The organism is Nonomuraea sp. NPDC005501, from assembly GCF_040605905.1.
GTDB lineage: Bacteria > Actinomycetota > Actinomycetes > Streptosporangiales > Streptosporangiaceae > Nonomuraea.
In genome coordinates this window covers 1-22482 of record NZ_JBEXDT010000121.1, presented here as the reverse complement: position 1 = coordinate 22482, position 22482 = coordinate 1, and the positions used below count along the sequence as shown (strand labels likewise).

Below are 22482 nucleotides of genomic sequence, written 5' to 3'. Positions count from 1 at the left end.
GCCGGCCAGGGCGTCGGCCACGGGGCCGTCGTGCAGCACGGCGCCGCCGCGCACCCGGCGTACCAGGCCCTGGGAGGACAGCAGCGCGATGTCGCGGCGCACGGTGATGACCGAGACGTCCAGCTCGGCCGCCAGCTCGTTCACGCGCACGACGCCGCGCCGCCGCAGCAGCTCCACCACCTGGGCGCGCCGCTCGTCGGGCAGCAGCTCGACGGTCTGCGCGCGGGGCGGACCGGCTGAGGAGCCGCCGGGGGCCTCGAGTGTCGGGTCGTCGTGGACGGTCATGGGTGTGCCTCCACCCGGAGCTCGAAGGAGCCGCGCGCCGTGCCGGGGAGGCGCAGCTCCAGCCGGGTCAGGCGCTCGCCCCACACCTCCGAGAGCATCGGATCGTCCAGCGCGCGGACGGTGAGGGTGGACGTGGCGGCCGCCGGGTCCCACGTGACGAGGGCGGCCCGCGCGCCGTCCGGCGGCCGTACGACGACCTGCCCGTCCTCGTGCCGTTCGACCTGTCCCGCCAGCAGGTAGTGGAGCACGCTCGGCTCCGCCCCGGCGGTGAAGGCCCAGGCGTCCTCGACGGTCACGCACGACGCCCGGCGGTCGAGGCGGGCGGTGCGCCACCAGTGCTCCAGCCCGGGAACGGGGTAGGCGGCGGCCAGGTCCATGCGGGTCTCGAACCGCGCGGACCCGTCGGCGACCTCGACGGCGCGGGCGCGGAACCCGGGGCCCTGGCCCTGGGGCGTGCCCCGGACCTCGGGGACGTTGTGCCAGGAGCTCTGCATCGTCCAGATCGCGTAGCGGTCGGGCCCGAAGGTCTGCGCCGTGTACGTCGGCCGCCCGGCGTCCACGAGCACCGGCACGCCGTCCACGGCGACGACGACGGAGCCGACGTCGTTGTGGTTGTGGTGCTCGGCGTTGTGGCCGCCCTTGACTGCGAGCGTGAGCCCGCGTGCGCTGCCGGCGACCTCGCGGGCGAGCCCCACCTGCGTGCCGGGCAACCACACGGCCGCCACCAGCGACTCCTCGCCCGACTCCGGGGCGCCCGGCTCCAGGGCGCCCGGCTCCGGATCGCTCAGGTCAGGGGCGCTCGGGGCCGGGGTGTGCCATTCCGGGTCGGCGAGCTCCAGCAGGGCGCGGCCCAGCTCCGTCGTGGCCGCGATCTCGCCGGAGCGCCGCGACCGGGCGTGCCGCACCGCGTCGCGCTCGCCCAGCCGCACCCCCCACCGGTACGGCACGTGCCAGGGCTGGTCGGCGGGCGGGCGGGCCCGCGCGTCGGCGAGGTTCAGGTACCAGGGGCCACCGAGCCGCATGAGGTGCGGGAAGCGCAGCGTCGCGCGCACCACCGGCACGCCGGACGCCGCGAGGGCGCCGGAGGTGGCGTGCTCCAGGACGTCCAGGGCTTCCAGCGCCCGGCACGCCCCGTTCCACCAGTACTCGTACCCCTCGTCGATCGAGCCGTCCTCCGGCAGGGCCGCCAGGTAGCGGTCGAGGCCCCGCACCGCCCACGCCACCTGGGACGCCCGCTCCTCGCCCGGCTCGCCGAACCGCAGCGCGGCGACGAGGACGTTGCCGCAGATCCACGGGCACCAGTTGTGGACGTCGCCGTCGAGCCCCAGCCAGTGCCAGTCGCGCCGCTCGACGAACGGCCGCAGCACCCGCGCCCGCGCCTCCTGGCGGACCCGCTCGCGCAGGCCGGGGTAGCGGTCGTCCAGCCGGTCGCCGAGCACGTGGTCGGCCCAGGCGAGCTGCGCGGCGACGTCGGCCGCCCCGAGGTCGAGGCACGGCGCGGCCGGGTCCGGCAGCACCGTGCCGCGCGGCCGGCACGTGTCCTCGTGCGCGGGCCAGCACCACGAGGTCTGCTCGCACAGCAGCGACATACCGTCGGCCACCTCGTCCAGCCACCGCTCGGAGTCCGTCGCCGGGCCGCCGGGCGTGGCCAGGGTCATGAGCACCGCGCGGGTGAGCCGGTCCTGGCGCTCGAACACCCGCGCCTCGTACGCCGTCCGGTTGCCGTCCCGGAAGTAGCGCGTGTACTGCGAGGCCAGCGGCTGCGGCCACGGCGTGCCCGCCTCGGCCTCCGCCCGCTCCCGTACGGCCCGCAGCGCCCGCGCGCCGTACGCTCGGAGAAGCTCCCCGAAGCCCGCGGAGCCTCCACCGCCTGGGACGGGCAGCGCCGCGTCGGGGGGCAGCAGTGTCCCGGCCAGCGCGCCCGGCGTCGCCGCCGCGCCCCAGGCCGCCAGCAGCGGCCCGGCCTTCCGGTCGGAGCGCCCCGGACCGGTCACGGTGTTGGTCATAGTCCTCCTCGCCGCCCCCATAGTAGCGATCGAAAGTGATCGAAGTTGAATCAATTAGCCCTTGGGGGACCGGAACGAGGTCAGGCGATCGCGAACGACAGGCGCCGGGGGAGGGCGGTGTTGCGCCGGTGGCCCAGGCGGTGGACGGCGAGCTCCAACGCCTTGCGCTCCCCGACGAGCACCACCCACGACCGGGCCCGCGTCACCAGCGTGTAGAGCAGCCGGCGGCGGAGCATGACGCCCCCCGCCTCCACCACGATCGGCGCCACCACGAACGGGTATTCGCTGCCCTGCGACCGGTGAACGCTGATCGCGTAGGCGTGGGTCAGGTCGTCGAGCTCGTCGAACCCGTACGTGACCGTGTCGCCGTCGTCGATGCGGACCTCCAGCAGGCGCTCCTCGGGGACGATGCGGGTGACGGTGCCGGTCTCGCCGTTGAAGACGCCCTTGTCGTAGTTGTTGCGGATCGGCATGACGCGGTCGCCGACCCGGTAGACCGACGAGCCCGACCAGTGCTCCGGTGCGCCGTCGCGGGCCGGGTTGAGCCGCTCCTGGATGAGGCGGCCCAGCTCGGCGGTGCCGGCGACGCCCTTGCGCATCGGGCACAGCACCTGTACCTGGCCCGGCTCGACCCCCTGCTTGCGGGGGATGGCGACCGTCGCGAGGTGGACGACGCGCTCGGCCACGGCCGCCGGGTCGTCGAGCTCCTCGAACCAGAAGCCGCCACCCCCGGGCAGCGGGGGCAGCTCACCCGCGCGGATGCGGTGGGCGCTGCGGATGATGCCGCTGTCCTCCGCCTGCCGGAAGACGTGGGTGAGCCGGACGCGCGGGATGTCCTCCACGCGCAGCACGTCGGCCAGCACGCTGCCCGGCCCGATGCTGGGGAGCTGGTCGCTGTCGCCGACGAGCAGGAGGTGGCCGCCCGAGGGGATCGCCGAGCACAGCCGGGTCGCCAGGTGCAGGTCGAGCATGGACGCCTCGTCCACCACGACGAGGTCGGCCTGCGCCGGCGCCTGGTCGAACAGCGCGTCGGGGTCGGGCTGGTGGGCCAGCATCCGGTGGACGGTCATCGCGGGCAGGCCGGTGAGCTCCGACAGCCGCTTGGCGGCCTTGCCCGTGGGCGCGGCCAGCGTGACCGTTCCGCCCATCGCGCGCACGGTCGCCGCGATCACCCGCACGGTGTGGCTCTTGCCGCACCCCGGGCCGCCCGTCAGGACGGACACGGTGCTGGTCAACGCCATCGTGACGGCCGCCCGCTGGTCGTCGTGCAGCCCCGGGTCCTCGGTGAAGTGCCGCATGGGCAGCGTCGAGCGGGCCCGCCAGAGCCGGGCCAGCTCGCCGGCCAGCTTGACCTCGCGGGCGTGCAGCTCCTTGGCGTAGACGACGATCTGGTCGGAACCGGCCTCGACGACCACCCGCCGATCGGCGGTGAGCGCGTCGACCGTCGCGCGGACCAGATCGGGGTCCTGCTCGACCAGCTCGGCGGCCTGGGTGACGAGAGCGGTCATGGACAGGTAGCAGTGGCCCCCGCCGGCGGCGGCGTTCTCCAGCCGGTCGAGCAGCGCCGCCTTGATCCGTTGCGGGCTCTCGCGCGGCACCCCGGACTGGAGCGCGATGCGGTCGGCCGTGTGGAACGCGACGCCCCGCACCCGGCCGATGAGCTGGTACGGGTCGGAGGCGAGGACCCCGGCCGAGTCGGCGCCGTACACCTGGTAGATCTTGGTGGCGAGCAGCGGGCTGACGCCGTAGCCCTGCAGGACGACCATCAGCCCGGCGATCGCCTTCTGCTCCCGCCACGCCTCGACGATCTGCGCCTGGCGGGTCCTGCCGATGTTGACCACTTCGGTCAGCCGCTCGGGAGCGGTGTCGACGACGGTCAGGGTCTGCTCGCCGAAGTGGCTGACGATGGCGTGGGCGAGGCGCGGGCCGATGCCGCGGATCAGGCCCGAGCCGAGGTAGAGCTGGATCGCCCGCACGGTGGACGGGACGATCCGCTCGCACTCCTTGACCTGGAACCGGCCGCCGTGGCGCGGGTGCTCGCCCCACTCGCCGGCCAGCCGCAGCGTCTCGCCCGGCTGCACGCCGGCGAGCGCCCGGCCGGACGCGACGAAGGTCGCCGCGACGGGGCCCGGCCCGGTGTCGGAGCTCATCCGGGCGACGGTGTAGCCGTCGTCGCGGACGTAGACGAGCTGCTCGACCGAGGCTTCCACGGCAAAGATCCAATCATCCCGGTACCGCTTGGCAGCTTAGGAGACGGGACCGACAGATCGTGCCGTGGACGCGAGCCGGTCCGGGCCGGGCGCGGTGCCCGGCCCGGACCGCTGGAGCCGTCGTCAGGACCGGCTGATGCGGACCGCGTCCGCGATGACGTAGCCGGTGCCGGAGGTCCACCGGCTCACCCCGACCACGTTGGCCGTGCCCGCGTTGAGCGAGAACGTCCCGATGCTGCGCCAGGCTCCGCCGCCTGAGCGCTGGTCGACGTACACGGTCTGGTTGCCGCTCGACGTCGCCACGATGTACGGCGCCGAGCTGTTGTAGCCGGCGTCGGCCGGGTAGTAGACCTCGACCTTGTAGCTGCCCGCGCTCGGGATGTTCGCCTGGTACCAGGCGACGTCACTGGAGGACACGGGGTCGGCGAAGCGGTAGTCGGCGCCGTAACGCTGGCTGGAGTAGGTGGAGGTGCCCCAGTTGGCGCTGGCGGTGAACTGGCCGGAGGTCGAGTTGTCGACGGTGGTCGTCCACGACGGCGTGCCGGTGCCACCGGTCACGTAGTTCATGTACGTGGTCCAGTTCCAGTACTGGCCCGGGTCGGTGTGGTCCGCGCCGGGCACCTGGTTGTGGCCGATGATGTGGGTGCGGTCCTTCGGGATGCCGTACTTGTCGCAGATGTAGCGGGTCAGCGCGGCCGAGGACCGGTACATGGCGTCGGTGAACCACGAGGCCTCGCTGACGTAGCCCTCGTGCTCGATGCCGATGGAGCGGGTGTTGTAGTCCCAGTTGCCGGCGTGCCAGGCGATGTCCTTGTCCCGCACCATCTGGGTGATGGCGCCGTTGGAGGACTTGACCACGTAGTGGGCCGAGACGTTGGCGCTGGCGTTCTGGAACCAGGAGATGGTGCCCGCGTACGACCCCTGGGTGACGTGGATGATCACCCGGTCGATGGCGTAGGAGGACTCCCGGCTGGAGGCGGTGTAATTGCCGGAGTTGGCGGGGACCCAGGTGGCGTTCGGGTAGTCGGCACTGGCCGCCTCGGCCTGGAGGCTCGGGGAGCCGTCGGCCTTGGCGCTGAGGTCGCGGGCCTTGGCCAGGTCGCCGCGGTCGGCGGTGACCTCCTGCGGCCTCACGCTCACGCCCTTGGCCTGGACGCCGAGGCCGAGCAGCTCGTACACGGAGTCGGCGTAGAGGCGGGCCAGCTCGGGGGAGGAGGCGTTGCCGTACGCCGCCACGGCCTTGTACCAGCGGCCGGCGTCCTTGCGGGCGGCCTCGTCGAGGCCCTGCTCGTCGGCGAGGGAGCGCAGGACGGCGGCGCCGCCCAGGATGTTGGCCTCGTCGTCGGCGCGCAGCTTCTCGACCGGCAGCCTGGTGAGCTCGGCGGCCTTCTCCAGGCTGTGGTTCGTCGGGTTGCTGACCAGGTGCATGGCGCCGTAGCCGCCGCTGGCGCTGGGCTCGCCCTTGTGGTTGTCGAGGTGCGTCTCGGCGTAGCCGAGGGCGACGAGCAGGTCGCGGGGGACGTCGTGCTGGGCGGCGGCCTTGGCGAAGGCCGCCTGGAGGGGCGTGTCCTTGGCGGCCAGTGCGGGGCCGGCGCCGAGGGCGAGGGTCACGAGGAGGACAGAGGCGACGAGAGCGACTAATCGCGTGCGGGCGGACGTCATGGGGAGCTCCCTCGTTGGGGGGTAACGGTCGCACAGTAAACGCATTCCATGACCAATGTCGATAATTGACATTGCTTGTCGGTTAGAAGAAACTTTTCGCCCCTGCGATGGCCTTGTCAGGATTTGGGGGATCTTGTCCGCGCCAGAGGCGGCCCGAAGTTGGGCCCCCTCGGATCGGTGAAGACTATTGCGATCTGAGATGCGGTCGCTGAAACTTCTCTTCGTGACCACGCACCACGGGAGCCTGTCAAGCCGGCTCACCGCGTCGCCCCCCGCCCCCCGCTCGTCACGCGCCGCCGTGGCCGTCCTCGTCGCCGTCGCCGCCCTGCTGGTGCCCGTGGTGCCGGCGTCCGCCGCCGCGGCGGGCCCGGCCGTCACCGCCGCCTGCACCACGGACCCGGCCAGGCCGAAGCGGCAGCTCCGCGCCATGTGGATCTCCACGGTGGCCAACATCGACTGGCCCAGCGCGCCCGGCCTGAGCGTCGCGACCCAGCAGGCGGAGTTCCGCGCCTGGCTCGACCTGGCCGTGCAGAAGCGGATGAACGCCGTGGTCGTGCAGGTCCGGCCCACGGCCGACGCCTTCTGGCCCTCGTCGTACGAGCCGTGGTCGCAGTGGCTGACCGGCACCCAGGGCAAGAACCCCGGCTACGACCCGCTCGCGTTCATGGTCGCCGAGGCACACGCGCGCAACCTGGAGTTCCACGCGTGGTTCAACCCGTACCGGATCGCCAACCATGACGATCCCACCAAACTCGTCTCCACCCACCCCGCCCGCCAGAACCCGAGCTGGCGCTTCGCGTACGGCGGCAAGCTGTACTACAACCCCGGCATCCCGGCCGTGCGCGCCTTCATCGAGGACGCCGTCATGGACGCCGTCACCCGCTACGACCTCGACGGCGTCCACCTGGACGACTACTTCTACCCGTATCCGGTCAGCGGCCAGACGATCCCCGACTCGGCCACGTACGCGCAGTACGGCGGCGGGTACGCCGGCATCGCCGACTGGCGGCGCGACAACGTCAACAAGCTCGTCCGTGAGATGGACCAGCGCATCCACGCCGCCAAGTCCTGGGTGACGTTCGGCATCAGCCCGTTCGGCATCTGGCGCAACTCCTCGACCGACCCGCTCGGCTCGGCCACCTCCGGACTCCAGGCGTACGACTCGATCTACGCCGACAGCCGGCAGTGGGTGAAGCAGGGCTGGGTCGACTACCTGGCGCCGCAGATCTACTGGCACATCGGCAACAGCGCGGCCGACTACAAGGTGCTCACCGCCTGGTGGGCGGACGTGGTGCGCGGCACGGACGTGCAGCTCGTCATCGGCCAGGCCGCCTACCGGGCGGGCGCCTCCGGCCAGGACGCGGCCTGGCAGGACGCCGCCGAGCTGAGCGACCACCTCACCTACAACCGCACCCGGCCCGAGGTGGTCGGCGACGTCTACTTCTCGGCCAAGGACGTCAAGGCCGACCGGATCGGCAGCTTCACCAAGGTCGTCTCCGCCCACTACACCAGGCCGGCGCTGCTCACGGCGCGCGGCACGGCCGCGGCCCCCTCCGCGCCGACGATCAGCGCGGCCACGCGCGGCTCGGGCGGCGTCGCCCTCACCTGGCAGGGCTCGGGCACCGCGTACGCCGTCTACCGCGTGGACGGCTCGCCCGCGTCCGCCGACCCGTGCGCCTTCGCCGACGCCCGCAACCTGCTCACCACGACCCGCGGGACCACGTTCACCGACGCCACGGCCTCGGCCACGGCCGCCTACACCTACTATGTGACCGCCCTCACCCGCACCCACCAGGAGAGCGCCCCGAGCGCCGGCAAGGCGGTGGCCGGGAGCGGCACGTCGTTCACCGTGACGGTGGACAACGCGGACGCCGGCTTCACGGCCGGCTCGTCCTGGGGCACCTCCACGTACTCCTCGCAGCTCCACGGCACCGACTACCGCTTCGCCGACCCGGTCTCCGCCAGCGACCCCGCCTGGTTCCAGGCCGCGATCCCGAGCACGGGCAGCTACAAGGTGGAGGTCTGGTACCCCTCGAACGCGGGGTACAACAGCGCGACGCCGTACATCGTGGCCGCGAGCGGCGGCAACCAGACGGTGGCCGTGGACCAGCGCACGGGCGGCGGGGCGTGGCGCACGCTCGGCACGTACACACTGAACGCGGGCACGTACAACGTGGTCGGCGTCAGCCGCTGGACCACGACGACGGGCTACGTCATCGCCGACGCGGTCCGCATCACCAAGGTGTGAACACCCCGGGCGGCCGTTCCGCCGGCCGCCCTCGGGGTCAGCACGTCGAGGGAATGCAGGTGAAAGGGTTCGGGGGAGGGGTGGGGTAGGGCAGGGAGGTCGTCTCGGCAGCCGATTCCGGGGTGGACTCGTCGCCCGGGTCGGGGACCGGCTCCTTCCTGGACTCCTGACGGACCGGCGTGCCCGCCGGGGCGGCGCGGACCCGCTCGGCGGTCGGCGCCGACGTCCTGCGGCGGGACGTCGGCTCGTCGGCCGGAGGCGACGTCCGCCGCCCGGATCCCCTGCTCGGCGACGGCGCGGCGGTGCGGGACGTGGTGCGTGACGTGTCGAGGGCCGTGGCGAGGGCCGGGACCGTGGTGGGAGCGCCGGTGGGAGCGCCGGTGGGAGCGGCGGTGGGGCGCACGGCCGGTTGGGACGTCGAGTCGCCCTCGGCGGGTGACACCGCCGGGTGGCCGCCCACGTTGATCAGCACGCCGCCCGTGACGAGCAGCGCCGCCGCCGCGCAGCCGGCGATCGTGAGGACCACCGAACGGCGGCGCCCGCGCGCCGGCGGATCCTCGGGCGGGTGCGCCGGGGGACGCGCGGGCTGCGAGGGCTGTAAGGGCTGTGAGGTCAGAGTCGCGACCAGGTCGTCGGCGCTCGGCCGCTCGGCCGGGTCCTTGGACAGGCTCGCGGTGACGAGGTCGAGCAGCGGCCCGTCCAGCCCGGAGAGCGCCGGCTCCTGGTTGAGGATCCGGTTGATCACGGCGGGGGTGGAGTCCGCGCCGAACGCGGGCCGGCCCGAGGCGGCGAACACCATGGTCACGCCCCACGCGAAGACGTCGGCCGCCTCCGTCACCGTCTCCCCGCCGAGCTGCTCCGGCGCGAGGTAGGAGGGCGTCCCCATGAGGGAGCCGGCCGAGGTGCTGGTACCCGGCGCGTCGAGCGCGCGGGCGATGCCGAAGTCGATCACGACGGGGCCCTCCGGTCCCATCAGGATGTTGGCGGGCTTGAAGTCCCGGTGCAGGATCCCGGCACGGTGGATGGCGGCCAGCGCGGTGGCGGTGCTGATCGCCAGCCGGTCGAGCGCGGCGCCATGCCGTGGCCCCTCGACGGTGACGAGGTCGCGCAGCGAGGGGCCGGGCACGTACTCGCTGACGATGTACGGCCGCTGCCCGGCGAGGTCGGCGTGGAGCACGGGGGCGGTGGAGAACCTGGCCACCCGCCGGGCGATCTCCACCTCGCGGAGGAACCTGCTCCTCGCGTCGGGCTCGGCCAGCAGGCCGTGGTGGAGCAGCTTGACGGCGACCTGCTCGCCGGACGCCGTCCGCCCCAGGTAGACGACGCCCTGGCCGCCCTGCCCGAGACGTCCGGCCATCTCGTACGGGCCCAGCCGACGCGGATCGTCCTCCACCAACGGTTGGATCACCCCGGGCCTCCCGAACCGCGTGAACAGGCAGGGGTAAGAAGCTACCAGCGCGGCGGTCGGGATGTCCCGCCCTCGCGATCAAGGGGCGTCCGGGCGGGGCGGCTCACGCGGCTCGACGGCGTCGCCGTGGACGCGGCGCACCAGCGCGGCGAAGTCGTGGCCGCCCGCGTCGCCCGGCGCTCAGCCGTCGATCCGGCTGATGGTGAACGTCTGCGGGGGGCCGTCGTCGACGAGGGCGCGCAGCTGCCGGCCGCTGGCCGCGTCCGAGGAGGGCTTTCTGTCGGTGACCACTACCTTCCGGAGGTCTCCTTGCCACCATTCGACCTGGTCGCCGCCGCCCACGAACCTCCACCGCTGGCTGGTGGAGCCCACGGCGCAGACCCAGCCGTCGCTGGAGTCCAGCCACTGGCCGGCGTAGGGGCCGTCGTCGATTTTCATGCGGCAGCTCCAGCCGCCGTCCTCTTCCTGGCCGTCCACCACGCTGAAGCGCGCCTGGGCGGACTCGAGGGCGCCCCAGCACAGCCACTTGGTGTCCACCAAGTGCCCGGGGCGGCTGGTCGTGGCATGTGTGCAGTACGTGAAGTCCAGCCGGCTCTGGGCGTGCAGCTCCGTGCCCCGGTAGATGGAGAACCGTCCTTTTGGAAGTCCCATGGATTCCTCACTGGCTACTTTGTGTATGCGTATGTGTTCAGAGGGTAGCTACCCAGGATCGGAACGGGCCGCACCCGGAGTCCGGCTCCGGAACCGTCTCGCCGCGGAAGGCCGCGGCCATCCGCTCGCGCGGGCCGGGCGGTAGCTCGTCCGCCGGTGCCCGGAAGCCGGTCCGCCCCGGAACCCTAGGGACGGCCGAGGTGGTCGTCCAGGGCGCGGGCCAGGCGCAGCGCGCGGGCGGTGCCCTTGCGCGCCGCGAACGCCGCCAGCTCCGGATGCCGCCCCCGCGCGCCGGACCAGCGGGCCGTCCGCTCGGCCAGGGACATCAGGTCGGTGTCGGCCTTGACCGGCCGCGCGCCGGGAGCGGGCAGCAGCGGTGGCAGGGCCGTGGTGAGGGCGCGCCACACGTCGGCGTACGCGCCGTTCAGCGCCTCGGCCTCCAGCAGGCCGGTCAGGGCCTTCGTCGTGATCTCACCGCGCAGCACCCGCTCGGCGAGCCACCCGCCCAGCTCCTCCGCCGGCAGCCCGCCGGTGGCCGCGAACCGCCGCAGCGCCCGCAGCGCCGGCTCCGTGGCGTGCTCGCCCCAGGGCCGGGGGAAGATCCGGTACGCGAGGAGCAGGGCGACGGCCCGCCCGGCCGGGCCTGAGGCCTCGGCCAGGAGCTGCAGCGTGGACGACGGCATGTGCGTCATCTCCAGCGGCTGGTGGCCGACCATGTGAGCGGCGACCGTCTCCCGGTGGGACGGCATGACCGCGGGCCAGCGCTCCAGCATGCCGCCCAGGTGCCCGTCGCAGACGTAGTTGACGTGCCGGGGCTGGTCGGCCAGCAGCTCGTCGATGAACGGGAGCCCGGTGGGTGCCGCCTCGACGGTCGTCGTCATCCACACCACGGACCCGAGCCCGTCGTCCTGCCCGGACCGGGTGATCCGCACGACGGGGTCGGGCAGGCCGCCCTCGCGCATCCAGCGGGCCGCGCGGCGGCCCGCCGCCGAGATGAGCGTCCCGGCCCGCTCGACCACGGCGGGGTCCACGGCGCGGGGCAGCCGGAGCAGCGCCTGCTGGAAGTCGGCGGGCAGCGGCTCGCGCCCGGCGGCCTCCAGCTCCGCCAACCGGGCCACCAGGTCGGCGGGCTCGACATGGCCCGTGGACAGGCTGGGCGTGGCCAGGAGCAGCGGCGGCAGCGTGCCGGCCGCCAGCGCGGCGTGGATCTCCCCGTACCGCCGCAGGATGAAGCGGTGGAACGGCGACGCGCGCCGTGGCTCGGGCAGCCGGTGGGGGTACTCCGGCGGCACGCCGTCCGGGCCGTGGACCTTCCTCAGGTACGCCGTCCGGCGCGTGTCGTGCGGCCGGCCCGGGTCCACCACCTCGATGGCCAGGGCACGCAGCCAGGTGTCGTGCTTCGCCCATTCGTCCTGGTACAGCCATGGGTGGTCCTGCCCGGCGAGCGGGGCGAGCGCCGCCCGCAGCGCCTCCCGGTCGCGCGCGGCCAGCCTGACGAACGCCGCGAGCGTCCGCTCCGCCGCCGACCGGCCGCCGTCGAGCATCATCGCGGCCAAGCTCCGGGCGTCGCCGGGCGGGGCCGCGGCCGGCACGGGGCCGGGCGGCACGGGCAGCGTCCCGGGGACGGGCTCCTCCGCGTGGACCCCGGGGGCGGACTCCGGCTCCGGAACCGTCTCGCCGCCGAAGGCCGTGGCCATCCGGTTGCGCAGGTCCGGCGGCAGCGACGTCGCGCTCTCCCGCAGAGCCTCGGCCGCATCGGCCGTGAAGCGCGCGGCATGCCGTGCGGCGATCCGCACCGCCCGCTCCCGTACGGCCCGCGCCTCGTGCGTCAGTGCCGTGACCAGGGCGGGGGCGAAGTCGCCGGCCTGACCGGGTGACCGTTTGACCTCCTCCTCCAGCCAGCTCAGCCCGGCCCGGACCAGCCCGCCCTCTGCCCGGAACGCCAGCCCCTCCAGCGCCTCCACGACATCGGCGCGGCCGAGGCCGTCCAGCACGCGCACGTGCCGCAGCGACAGCTCCGCCACCGGGCCCGGCGCGGCCGGCAGCAGGCGCAGGTAGTCGCGCGAGTGCGGGGCGACCTCGGCCGGCCGCGGCTCCAGCAGCTCGTGCAGCCGGACGAAGAACCTCAGGTCGGGGCCCTCCCCGCCGCGCAGGAACCGGCGCCGGCAGCCGTCGAGCAGCAGCGCCCGCATCGCCGCGTCACGCGCCGCGAGCCTCGCCAGGCTTCCCTGCCACGTCCGGTCGTCGCGCAGCACCCGCCCGACCCCCTCGGCCTCGAACAGCCGGGGCACCAGGTGCCGGGTCAGCGGGTCGCCCGGCACAGGCCCCCGCCAGGCCCAGCCCGCCACCAGCGGGTCGTGCTCGGGCGGGGTGGCCCCGGTGCGCCGGAGCAGCGTCAGCGCGAGGGCCAGCGGCCGATCGTCCCACCGGGTCCGCCGCCGGGCGCGCACCCGCAGGGCCAGCCGTACCGCCAGGTCGGCCTGCCACGCGGCCGGACGGGCGGCGACCATCTCCAGCACCGGCTCCAGGTCCCGCTCCAGGACGTCGGGGGAGGACACCCACCGGTCGAAGTCGCGCCGGGTCACCCAGGCCGCCACCGCCGCCGCGCCACCGAGCGTCGCCGCACCCGCCACCCGCATCGGCTCGATCCAGCGGTCGGCCCGGGGCCTGGTCTCCCAGTCGTCGTCGTCCCAGGTCATGGCGTAGGCCGCGTTGTACTGGTACTCGCTCAGCTCACCCGCCTCGTACCGGCGCGCCAGCTCGGCCTGTTGCTCCTCCCGGGCGCGGTCGAGCCGCTCCTCGTAGGCGCCCACCTCGTCCGCGACGATCTGCCGCACCGCGGCGACGTGGCCGGGCAGCTCGCGCGCCACCTCCCGCCGCGCCGGCTCGTCCAGCGCCTTGAGGGTGTCCACCAGCCTGGCCAGGTCGCCGGCGACGATGAGGTCGCGCACCGCCGGCCAGGCGGCGTCGTTCGCTCGCATGACTCTCCTTGGGTCTGAGGTGATCGCGATCGTGGCAGAGCGCGCCGACAATTCCGTGAGGCCGATGGATAGGCTGACGAGCGACCTCGGCGCGGTGAGCAACGCGGAGGGGCGCGGCGGGATGCGGGGTGGCTGTGCGGCACCGGGCTCGGTTCGTCCTCCAGTCGGTGGTGGCCTGCGCGGCCGTGGTGGCGGTGGCGGTGGCCGGCCTGGCCTGGGGTCTCGGCGCCGGCCGCGAGGCTCCGGCGCCCGCCTGCCCGGCCCGCGACACTCGCGTGACCGCGCCGTACGCGATCAGCGGCTACTGGATGGAGCCGCGCGTCGACCGGTGCGACACGCGGCGCACCCTCCAGGCGATCCACGCGGCCGGCGGCGACACGATCATCACGTTCGGGCCGCGCTTCAGCGCCGCACGGGTGGACGGCGGAGGGCGCGTGCTGGCCGCGGAGCGGGCCGGCGCGGCGCGGGCCCCGGTCGCCGACAGCACGGGGGAGGAGCCCGGCCTGGTCGCGGACGGGCCCGGGTGGCGGCCCGATCCCGTGTTCGCCGGCTGCGTCGAGCAGGGGCGGCCGTGCTACCTCGCCGCCCGGGACGCCGCCCGTGGTCAGCAGATCCGCCGCGTCTTCACGTACGTGACCAGCGAGAGCCTCGGGCCGGGCGCGCTGCGCTGCCCCGCGCTCGACCGGCGGATCGACGGCGGCGAGCGCGTCTACTACCGGCTGCTGCTGGGCCCGTCATGCCGGAGCGGGCCGTACGACCTGGTGCTGGTCGCGACCGACGGCGACGGCGTGGGCAACCTGCTGGAGGAGGCCGCCGCGTACGGGATGCGGGTCTTCCCCGGGCTGCCCGCCGCGCCGCAGGACCCGGCCAAGCCGTGGCAGCCGGACGCCGCCCTGACCGGCGCGCTGAACGCCTTCACCGAGAGGGTGCTGACCGGCTACCGGCAGCGGTTCGGGACGTCCCCGGCGCTGGCCGGGGTCTACCAGTCGTTCGAGCTGGCCATGCGGGACCGGGGGCCCCGGGACCCGGTGCTCGCCCTCTACCGGGCGCAGCACGCCGTGGTCGCCTCCGTGCTGCCGGGCCGGACGATCGCGGTCAGCCCGTACTGGGACGCGCGCCGGTCACGGGGCTTCCCGCCGAGCGCGGTGGGCGAGGGGTTCGCGGACATCGCGGCCACCCGGGCCGGCCTGCCGATGGTCATCGCCATCCAGGACGGCCGGGGTGTCGGCAAGGTCCCGGTGTACGACGCGGGCCGGGAGGGCGATCCGGTCGACGCCCGGCTCGTTCCCGTGGTGGGCGCCATGCCGTATCGGCAGGCGTACTACGGCTCGACCGCCGACTACGTCGCGGCCGCGGCGCGCCGCGCCGGGCACGGCGTCGAGCTGTGGGTGAACGTCGAGGTCTTCGAGCCCACCCCGGTGGAGGGCGAGTGCGCCAGGACCGACCCGCTGCCGCTGCGCGGGCGGGCCGCGAAGAGCCGGGTGGACCGGCAGGTCATGGCCGTCGGCCGGTACGCCGCGAAGATCATTTCCTACGGCTGGGACCCGTTCCTGACCTGCCGGGACACCCCGGACGCGCCCTCGCTCGCCGACGCCGTCATGGCGGCCTGGAACGACCCCCTCGTCATGGACGCGGCCCGGCGCCCCCTGAACGGACGTTCCGGGATCGAGGTACGGGGGCTCAACCTTCGGGGCGGCCCGCTGCGCGTCACGTACCAGGAGACCGGGGGAGGGGCGCGGACGGTCACCCTGACCCCGGAGCCCGGCCTCACCCCGAGGCCGGGCGGTGACGACCGGTCCGGCGGGGTGGTCCGGGAGACGGTCTGGGCGCCGTTCGACCCGGTGGGGATCGACCCGGGCCGGCCCTGGCTCCTGATCACGGCCGTGAACGGCGCCGGCCGCGTCAGCGCCGCCGGCTTCACCGTCCAGTAGCGTCTGCTTCTACTCGACGACCACGGCGTCTTCTTTCTCAGACAGAGCCCTGAACCTCTTCCTCCCCGCCGACCTACGGCGATCAGGCGTCTCCAGCTCACGCGGTTTGTCCTCGGGCATGCCGCAAGGACATCTCGTTCACAGTCACCCCGCTGAACAGCAGGCGGGCATGGCCGGGCGAGCGGTGCGCGCGTCAGGGCAGCCCTGCCGCCTGGGCGTGAGATCCTCGATCGATGCCCCGGCGCCAGGATCGTCTGACAAGTGAACTCACATAGCGCGCCTGAGTCCTTCGTCGATGCGGGTGCGCAAGGAGCGCAGCGCCTGCCTGAGCTCTTCCGGTTCGATGCCCGTGACGTCAGCGTCGAAAGTGAGGAGCAGTCCTGCCAGCCCTGCCCATGACCACGCACCGAGCGTGAGTCGGCAACTGGAGTCGGTGTCGTGCTCGACCGTCGATCCGCCAGGGGCGAACTGGGCGACGATGGGCGCGGGTAGTGCGACGAGCGCCGACCCGAGGCATGGCCATTCCGCCGGGGTGTCGCCGCGGTCGTGCGTGCTCATGACGAATGCGACCGGATCGCCATGCGGGACGTCGCGGCGGTCGAAGGTGCTCCCCGTGGGCATGCGTGGTTCCAGGCGGTCGATTCGCATCGCGCGCCATCGGTCCGCGTCCGGTTCGAACGCGACGAGGTACCACCGTGCCGCCCACACGACGAGGTCGTGCGGTTCCAGCGTGAGCGTCGTCGGTCCGTCCTCACCGGTGTAGTCCACGCGAACGACGTGCTGCCGGTTGATCGCGCCACCGATGAAGCGGATGATGTCGGCGTCGATGGGCGCTGCGGGGAACTCCCAGTAGTTGCGCGCTGCGAGGACGGTGAACGCTTCGGCGTGGATGCGGCTGCGGGCGGGCATCGCCTGCTGCAGCGTGGTGAGGGCGCGGGCCGAGTTCTCGCGGATGCCGGACAGGATCGTGGGGACGGTCTGGAGCGCGACGGCCACCGCGACAGCCTGGTCCTCGTCGAAGACGACCGGCGGCAACCAGGTGGCGCGGCCGAGCCGGTAGCCTCCACCCGCCCCGCGCACGGCCTCGATCTCGTACCCGAGCTCTCTGAGCGTGTCGATGTCGCGTCGCACGGTCCGCACAGACGCCCCGAGCCTGGTGGCGAGCTCTTCGGCGGTCAGGGTCGCGCCGATCCCGAAGATCGACAGCAACTTGAGCGTCCGCGCGGAGGTAGCAGCCATCGCTCATCCCCTCACATAAAGCGGTCACTCGATGGCAACTATACGGGTCATTGTGGCCGGCATGACTGCTTCACAGAGCCCTCAAGAGGGCACGCATGCACCCGCCGCTTCCTCGGCGCTCATCTCCGGCGCGGGCGCGAGCGCGGCGCTCCTGGTGGTGCTCTTCGGCTCCTTCATGGACCTTCTCGACGCGACGATCGTCACCGTCGCGGCTCCGGCGACAGCCCAAGAGCTGGGGGCCGGCGACGCTCAGATCCAGTGGACGATCGCCGCCTACGTCCTCGCCCTGGGTGCGGGCCTGATCACCGGCGGACGACTCGGTGACCAGTACGGCCGCAAGCGCCTGTTCATGATCGGGCTGGCCGGGTTCATGCTCACCTCCGCACTCTGCGCGCTGGCCGCCGATCCGGGAATGCTCATCGGCATGCGCGCCGCGCAGGGACTGACCGCAGGGATCATGGTCCCGCAGGTGTTCGGGATCATCCGGGCATCGTTCGCTCCGGGCGAGCGTGCCAAGGCGTTCGGCGCCTACGGGGCGGTCCAGGGTCTCGCGTCGGTCGCCGGCCCGCTGCTGGGCGGGCTGCTCGTTGACGGCGACCTGTTCGATCTGGGATGGCGCACAATCTTCTGGATCAACGTGCCTGTCTCGATCCTGGCGCTCATCATCGGCGCGAAGGTGCTGCCGGAGTCCCGCTCCACCTCGACCGCGCGGCTGGACCTCCTCGGCGCGCTGCTCGCGGCCTCGGGCATCCTGCTCCTGCTACTGCCGATCATCCAGACCGAGACCTGGGGATGGACCTGGGCCAGTAACGCCCTCCTCGCCGCTGGAATCATCGTGCTGGCGATCTTTCTCGCCTACGAGCGCCGCCTCACCGGACGCGGGACCGAACCCGTCTTCGATCCGGCTCTGCTCCGAATCCGTGCCTTCGCGATCGGCCTGAGCGCGTCCGTACTCTTCTTCGGCGGCATCGGGTCGTTCTTCCTCACTCTGTCGATCTACCTCCAGAACGGCACCGACCGCAGCGCGTGGGAGACCGGCCTGGTGATCCTGCCCTACGCGCTCGGCTCGGTCATCACCTCAGGACTCGGCGTCGCGCTCGCCGCCAAGGCAGGCAGAGCCCTGCTGATCATCGGCTCGCTCACCATCGCGGCATCCCAGCTCGTCCTGTGGGCGATCATCAGGGACGGCAACGATCCCGGATACTGGCACCTTGCCCTCGCTCTTTTCATCGGCGGCCTCGGGCTCGGTCTTGCCGCACCCATCCTCGTCAACGTCGTCCTGGCCGGCGTCCCCGGACGCAACGCCGGCGCCGCGGGGGGCGTGCTCTCCACCGTCAACCAGATCGGCGGCGCCATCGGCATCGCCGTTCTCGGCACGGTCTTCTTCACCGCCGTCGCCGGATCGACGACCGGCACGCCGGGACTGGCCCACTATGGTCACGCGCTCAGCATCGTCCTCGTCGTCTCTGCGGTGCTCTACGTCGTGGCGGCACTCGTGATGCTCGCGCTCCCGCAGACCGCGGCCGAGCACGTCGACCAGTGAACCCGTGTGGGGGAGGACCGCACCGCTCAGCTTGCTGTTCAGCAGTGGTCGATGTTCCTGCGCCGCTTCGACCTTGAGCACACGTTCCGGATGCTCAAGCAGATCCTCGAATGGATCGCCCGATGCTGCGCTCACCGGCCGCCGCCGGCCGGTGGGCTGGATCATCTTGACCGCGCACACCCAGCGGCGGCCGGACGGAGATGAACGGCGCCTCGAACGGCGGCGTCGCCGCCGCCGTTCGGGACGTCTTGATCCTCACGCCGGCCAGGCCCGGCCGGCTTCGGCAGGCCCGGCACGACGGTCAGGCCAGGGTCGCGGCGTGGGGATCCCAGTCCGCCGGGAGCGGCTCCGGCACCGGCGGGGCCGAGCGGACCCGCCGGAACTCACCCCGCTCCCCGGACTCCGTGACAGCCGTCATGATCTCCAGGACGTGCAGCGCCAGCTCGCCCGACGCGCGGTGCGGCGTGCCCGCCCGGATCGACCGGGCGAGATCGAGGACGCCGATGCCGCGCCCCGCGACCGTCCCCTCCACCGGCAGCTCCCGCCAGTCGGCGTCGTGGAGCCCGCGGGCCAGCAGCGGCCCCTCGAAGGTGTTGGGGTCCGGAAGCGACAGCGCGCCCTCGGTGCCGACGATCTCGATGAGCCGCTTGGGGACCGGCGAGTCGAAGCTGAACGTCGCCGCCGCCCCGCCGCCGCCCGCGAAGTCGATGAGGGCGTCGACGTGTGTCGGCACCTCCACCGGGATCATGGTGCCCGCCTTCGGCCCCGACCCGACGACCCGCACGTCCCGGGCCCGGCGGGTGAGCGCCGAGACCCGCGCCGCCGGGCCGAGCAGGGCGGCCAGCGTGGTCAGGTAGTACGGGCCGAGGTCGAACAGCGGCCCGCCGCCCCGCTGGTAGAAGAACTCGGGACTCGGATGCCACGACTCCGGCCCGAGCCCCTGGGTGGCCGCGGTGACCGCGACCGGCTCGCCGATGAGGCCCGAGCGCAGCGCCCGCAGCGCCGACTGGATGCCGGCGCCGAGGAACGTGTCCGGGGCGTTGCCCACGCGCAGCCCGAGGTCGGCGGCCACGGCCAGCACCTTGGCCGCCTCCTCGGCGTCCAGCGCCAGCGGCTTCTCGCCGTACACGTGCTTGCCGGCCCGTAAGCAGGCCAGCGCCACCGCGGCGTGCGCGGCCGGGACGGTGAGGTTGACGACGATCTCCACCTCGGGCAGCGCGAGCACCGTGTCGATGCCGCCCGAGACCGGCACGCCGTAACGCCCGGCGACCTCCGCCGCGCGGCCCTCGTCGAGGTCGGCGACGCCGAGCACCCGCACGTCGGGGAACGCCGTGAGGTTGCTCAGGTACTGACCGCTGATCACACCCGCGCCGACCAGGGCGACGCCGACCGGCCCGCCGCTCACGCGTCCTCCAGGGAGCCCAGGTAGGCGTGGCTGGCCGCCAGCGCCTCGAACACGTCACTCGCGCAGTGGTCGAGCTCCACGATCCGCCACGCCCCGGCGGGCGCCGCCGCCAGGATCTCCGGCACCGGCATGACGCCCGCGCCGACCGCGGTGTGGGGGGCCTCCTTGCCGCCCGGCCCGTCCTTGACGTGCAGCGCGCTGACCCGGTCGCCGAGGCGGCGCAGCAGCGCGGGCACGTCCGCGCCGCCGACCGCCGCCCAGTACGTGTCCACCTCCAGGAACACCTCCGGCGCCAGCAGGCCGGCCAGCTCCTCCAGCGCGTGCCGCTCGCCGACCCGCGGCTCGATCTCCCACCAGTGGTTGTGGTAGCCGAGCCGCATCCCGTGGGCGGCGGCCTGCTCGGCCAGCCCGTTCAGCAGGTCGGCGGTGCGGGCCAGGCCGTCGCGGGTGGTGAACTCCTCGTGCGCGACGCCGCCCGGGATGACCACCAGCTCCGCGCCGATCGTCGCGATCGCGTCGAACACCGCCGCCGGCTCCTCGCTCAGCAGCGCGTACGCGTGCGTGATCGGCACGGACAGTCCGAGGTCGTCCGCCACCCGGCGGAACCCCTTCGGGTCGGTGGTCGGGTCGAACGGCTCGACGGCGCCGTACCCGAGCTCGGCGACGCGGCGCAGGACGCCGTCGCGGTCGGCGGCGATCGCGTCGCGGACGGTGTAGAGCTGTAAGGCGAGGGGGTTCGTCATCCGGCCACCCCGCCGCGCACGCCGAGCAGGTGCTCCAGCGCGAGCTGGTTGAGGTGGGTGAAGTGGTAGCCGCGCTCGGCCGCCGCCTCCGGGTCGAACTCGTCGGCGGCCAGGTCGGCGAGCGTCTCGCCGGGCGCGAGCGTGGGCACGGCGAGCTGGTCCACGCGGGAGGCGGCCAGCGCCTTCTGGACCTCCGGGTCGGCGCGGAAGGCGCGGGCCTTCTCGCGCAGGATGAGGTACGTCCGCATGTTGGCCGCGGCCGAGACCCACACGTCCTCGGGGTCCTCGGTGCGCAGCGGCTTGTAGTCGAAGTGGCGCGGTCCGTCGTAGCCGCCGTGCTCCAGCAGGTCCACCAGGAAGAACGCGCTCTTGACGTCGCCGTGGCCGAACACCAGGTCCTGGTCGTACTTCGGCCCGTGCTGGCCGTTCAGGTCGATGTGGAACAGCTTGCCCTGCCAGAGGGCCTGCGCGATGCCGTGGACGAAGTTCAGGCCGGCCATCTGCTCGTGCCCGACCTCGGGGTTGAGGCCGACCATCTCGGGGTGCTCCAGCTCGTTGATGAACGCGAGCGCGTGCCCGATGGTCGGCAGCAGGATGTCGCCGCGGGGCTCGTTCGGCTTGGGCTCGATGGCGAAGCGCATGTCGTAGCCCTGCTCGATGACGTACTGGCTGAGCAGGTCGAGCGCCTCCTTGTAGCGGGCCAGCGCCGCGCGGATGTCCTTGGCCGCGTCGGACTCGGCGCCCTCGCGCCCGCCCCAGCACACGTACGTCGTCGCGCCCAGCGAGGCGGCGAGGTCGATGTTGCGCATGACCTTGCGGAGGGCGTAGCGGCGGACGTCGCGGTCGTTGCTGGTGAACGCGCCGTCGCGGAACACCGGGTGGGTGAAGAGGTTCGTGGTGGCCATGGGGACCTTCATCCCGGTCTCGCCCAGCGCCTTGCGGAACGCCTCGATGGCCCTGTCCCGGTCGGGCTCGACGGCCAGCAGGTCGTCGTCGTGGAAGGTGACGCCGTAGGCGCCGAGCTCCGCCAGGCGGTGTACGGTCTCCACGGGGTCGAGCGCGGGCCGGCTGGCGTCACCGAAGGGGTCACGAGCCTGCCATCCGACCGTCCACAGGCCGAAGGTGAAGCGATCATCGGGGGTTGGATTGAACGAGCTCATGGTGCCCTCTCGCCGGTCTAGGATTAAGTCCACAATCTGCACATAATCCTCGGAGGCAGATGTGGCATCGTCAAGAGGCGTGCGGCACGATTCCATGCGCGCCCGCAATCTCGCCGTCGTGCTCGGTGAGATCCGCGCGGCGGGCCCGCTCACGCGGGCCGCCCTCGCCGAGCTGACCGGGCTGACCAAGACCACCGTGTCCAAGCTGGTCTCCGACCTGCTCGACGCCGGTGTGGTCGTGGAGAACGGAGCCGTCCGCGACGGCGAGCGCGGCCGGCCGGGCGTCGCCGTGAGCCTGAGCGGCCACCGGGTCGCCACGCTCGGCCTGGAGGTCAACGTCGACTACCTCGCGGCCTGTGTGGTGGACCTCACTCGCGCCGTCCGCGTGCGCCGTACCCGGCCCGCCGACAACCGCGGTTCCCGTCCCGAGGCCATCCTCGCCGACCTGCGCGAGCTGGCCGTCCAGGCCGTCGCCGAGGCCGAGCGCGCCGGGCTGCGCATCACCGGCGCCGCCCTGGCCGTGCCCGGCCCCGTCCAGGACGGCCTGCTGCGCAACGCGCCCCACCTCGGCTGGCGCGACCTCGGCGTGGCGGGCCAGCTCGGCCTGCACGACCTGGCGTGCGAGGTGGACAACGAGGCCAACCTCGCGGCGCTCGGCGAGCTGTGGTTCGGCTCCGGGGAGACCGACTTCCTCTACGTCTCGGGCGAGATCGGCATCGGCGCGGGGCTGGTGGTGGACGGATCGCTGTTCCGCGGCACGTACGGGCTGGCCGGCGAGCTGGGGCACGTCGTCGTCGTGCCCGACGGCCCCGCCTGCCGCTGCGGCGGCCGCGGCTGCCTGGAGGTGTACGCGGGGCAGGACGCGCTGCTCGGAGCCGTGGTGCCGATGCGCGGGCGCGTCGCGGCGCTGCCCGGCGCCACCGGCTCGGCCTGCCCGACATCAACCCCGCAGATGTCCACCAGGTGCTCGCCTCCTCCCGCCGCTTCTACCGGGCCTTTGACCGGCTGAC

At 73.5% G+C, this 22482-nt stretch carries 15 protein-coding genes; 4 read left to right on the top strand and 11 right to left on the bottom strand.

The genetic code is table 11. From position 1 onward, the window contains the following. The 4 genes from ABZS51_RS37705 to ABZS51_RS37690 form a co-directional block, all read right to left on the bottom strand. Positions 1–285 (bottom strand): DeoR family transcriptional regulator (locus tag ABZS51_RS37705; protein WP_355451689.1); only part of this gene is annotated, 285 nt, incomplete at its 3' end. Next, positions 282–2291, bottom strand: a complete 2010-nt coding sequence (locus ABZS51_RS37700) for a heparinase II/III family protein (RefSeq protein WP_355451686.1) — start codon at positions 2289–2291, stop codon at positions 282–284. The genes ABZS51_RS37705 and ABZS51_RS37700, both read right to left, overlap by 4 nt. A gap of 80 nt (positions 2292–2371) precedes the next feature. After that, positions 2372–4501 (bottom strand): ATP-dependent RecD-like DNA helicase, encoded by a 2130-nt coding sequence (locus tag ABZS51_RS37695; RefSeq protein WP_355451683.1) that lies wholly within the window; start codon positions 4499–4501, stop codon positions 2372–2374. Positions 4502–4624: 123 nt separating this feature from the next. Further along, positions 4625–6163 (bottom strand): N-acetylmuramoyl-L-alanine amidase, encoded by a 1539-nt coding sequence (locus tag ABZS51_RS37690; RefSeq protein WP_355451680.1) that lies wholly within the window; start codon positions 6161–6163, stop codon positions 4625–4627. A gap of 223 nt (positions 6164–6386) precedes the next feature. Here ABZS51_RS37690 and ABZS51_RS37685 point away from each other — a divergent pair, with 223 nt between their 5' ends. Then, positions 6387–8411 carry a family 10 glycosylhydrolase gene (locus ABZS51_RS37685; protein ID WP_355451677.1) on the top strand — a complete coding sequence of 675 codons (2025 nt, stop codon included), beginning with the start codon at positions 6387–6389 and terminating at the stop codon, positions 8409–8411. A gap of 37 nt (positions 8412–8448) precedes the next feature. Here ABZS51_RS37685 and ABZS51_RS37680 read toward each other — a convergent pair whose 3' ends face one another. The 3 genes from ABZS51_RS37680 to ABZS51_RS37670 all read right to left on the bottom strand — a co-directional run bounded on the left by ABZS51_RS37680 (position 8449) and on the right by ABZS51_RS37670 (position 13451). Beyond that, positions 8449–9819 (bottom strand): protein kinase, encoded by a 1371-nt coding sequence (locus ABZS51_RS37680; protein ID WP_355451674.1) that lies wholly within the window; start codon positions 9817–9819, stop codon positions 8449–8451. 180 nt (positions 9820–9999) lie between these two features. Continuing rightward, entirely contained in the window at positions 10000–10470 is a 471-nt protein-coding gene (locus tag ABZS51_RS37675) for a hypothetical protein (protein ID WP_355451671.1), read from the bottom strand. Positions 10471–10655: 185 nt separating this feature from the next. Next, positions 10656–13451: a DUF6493 family protein gene (locus ABZS51_RS37670; protein WP_355451668.1), complete on the bottom strand. Its 2796-nt coding sequence runs from the start codon at positions 13449–13451 to the stop codon at positions 10656–10658. Between the two features lie 128 nt (positions 13452–13579). Between ABZS51_RS37670 and ABZS51_RS37665 the strand changes: the two genes are divergently transcribed. Then, positions 13580–15382, top strand: a complete 1803-nt coding sequence (locus ABZS51_RS37665) for a DUF4434 domain-containing protein (RefSeq protein ID WP_355451665.1) — start codon at positions 13580–13582, stop codon at positions 15380–15382. 267 nt (positions 15383–15649) lie between these two features. On the opposite strand, the gene ABZS51_RS37660 is transcribed toward ABZS51_RS37665, so the two are convergent. Further along, positions 15650–16621: a WYL domain-containing protein gene (locus ABZS51_RS37660; RefSeq protein WP_355451662.1), complete on the bottom strand. Its 972-nt coding sequence runs from the start codon at positions 16619–16621 to the stop codon at positions 15650–15652. A 61-nt stretch (positions 16622–16682) separates the two neighbouring features. Between ABZS51_RS37660 and ABZS51_RS37655 the strand changes: the two genes are divergently transcribed. Further along, positions 16683–18164: an MFS transporter gene (locus ABZS51_RS37655; protein ID WP_355451660.1), complete on the top strand. Its 1482-nt coding sequence runs from the start codon at positions 16683–16685 to the stop codon at positions 18162–18164. A 301-nt stretch (positions 18165–18465) separates the two neighbouring features. On the opposite strand, the gene ABZS51_RS37650 is transcribed toward ABZS51_RS37655, so the two are convergent. Genes ABZS51_RS37650 through xylA form a run of 3 tightly spaced genes read right to left on the bottom strand, consistent with a single transcriptional unit; the run spans position 18466 to position 21472 of the window. Continuing rightward, the gene (locus ABZS51_RS37650) at positions 18466–19569 is read right to left on the bottom strand and encodes a Gfo/Idh/MocA family oxidoreductase (protein ID WP_355451657.1); all 1104 of its coding nucleotides are present in this window, start codon (positions 19567–19569) and stop codon (positions 18466–18468) included. After that, positions 19566–20312 (bottom strand): sugar phosphate isomerase/epimerase, encoded by a 747-nt coding sequence (locus tag ABZS51_RS37645; RefSeq protein WP_355451654.1) that lies wholly within the window; start codon positions 20310–20312, stop codon positions 19566–19568. Before ABZS51_RS37645 ends, ABZS51_RS37650 begins: the two co-directional genes overlap by 4 nt. Next, positions 20309–21472, bottom strand: a complete 1164-nt coding sequence (gene xylA, locus ABZS51_RS37640) for a xylose isomerase (RefSeq protein WP_310709408.1) — start codon at positions 21470–21472, stop codon at positions 20309–20311. Before xylA ends, ABZS51_RS37645 begins: the two co-directional genes overlap by 4 nt. Before the next feature lie 79 nt (positions 21473–21551). Here xylA and ABZS51_RS37635 point away from each other — a divergent pair, with 79 nt between their 5' ends. Continuing rightward, positions 21552–22481, top strand: a complete 930-nt coding sequence (locus ABZS51_RS37635; RefSeq protein ID WP_355451651.1) for an ROK family transcriptional regulator — start codon at positions 21552–21554, stop codon at positions 22479–22481. The last annotated feature ends 1 nt before the right edge of the window (position 22482 follow it).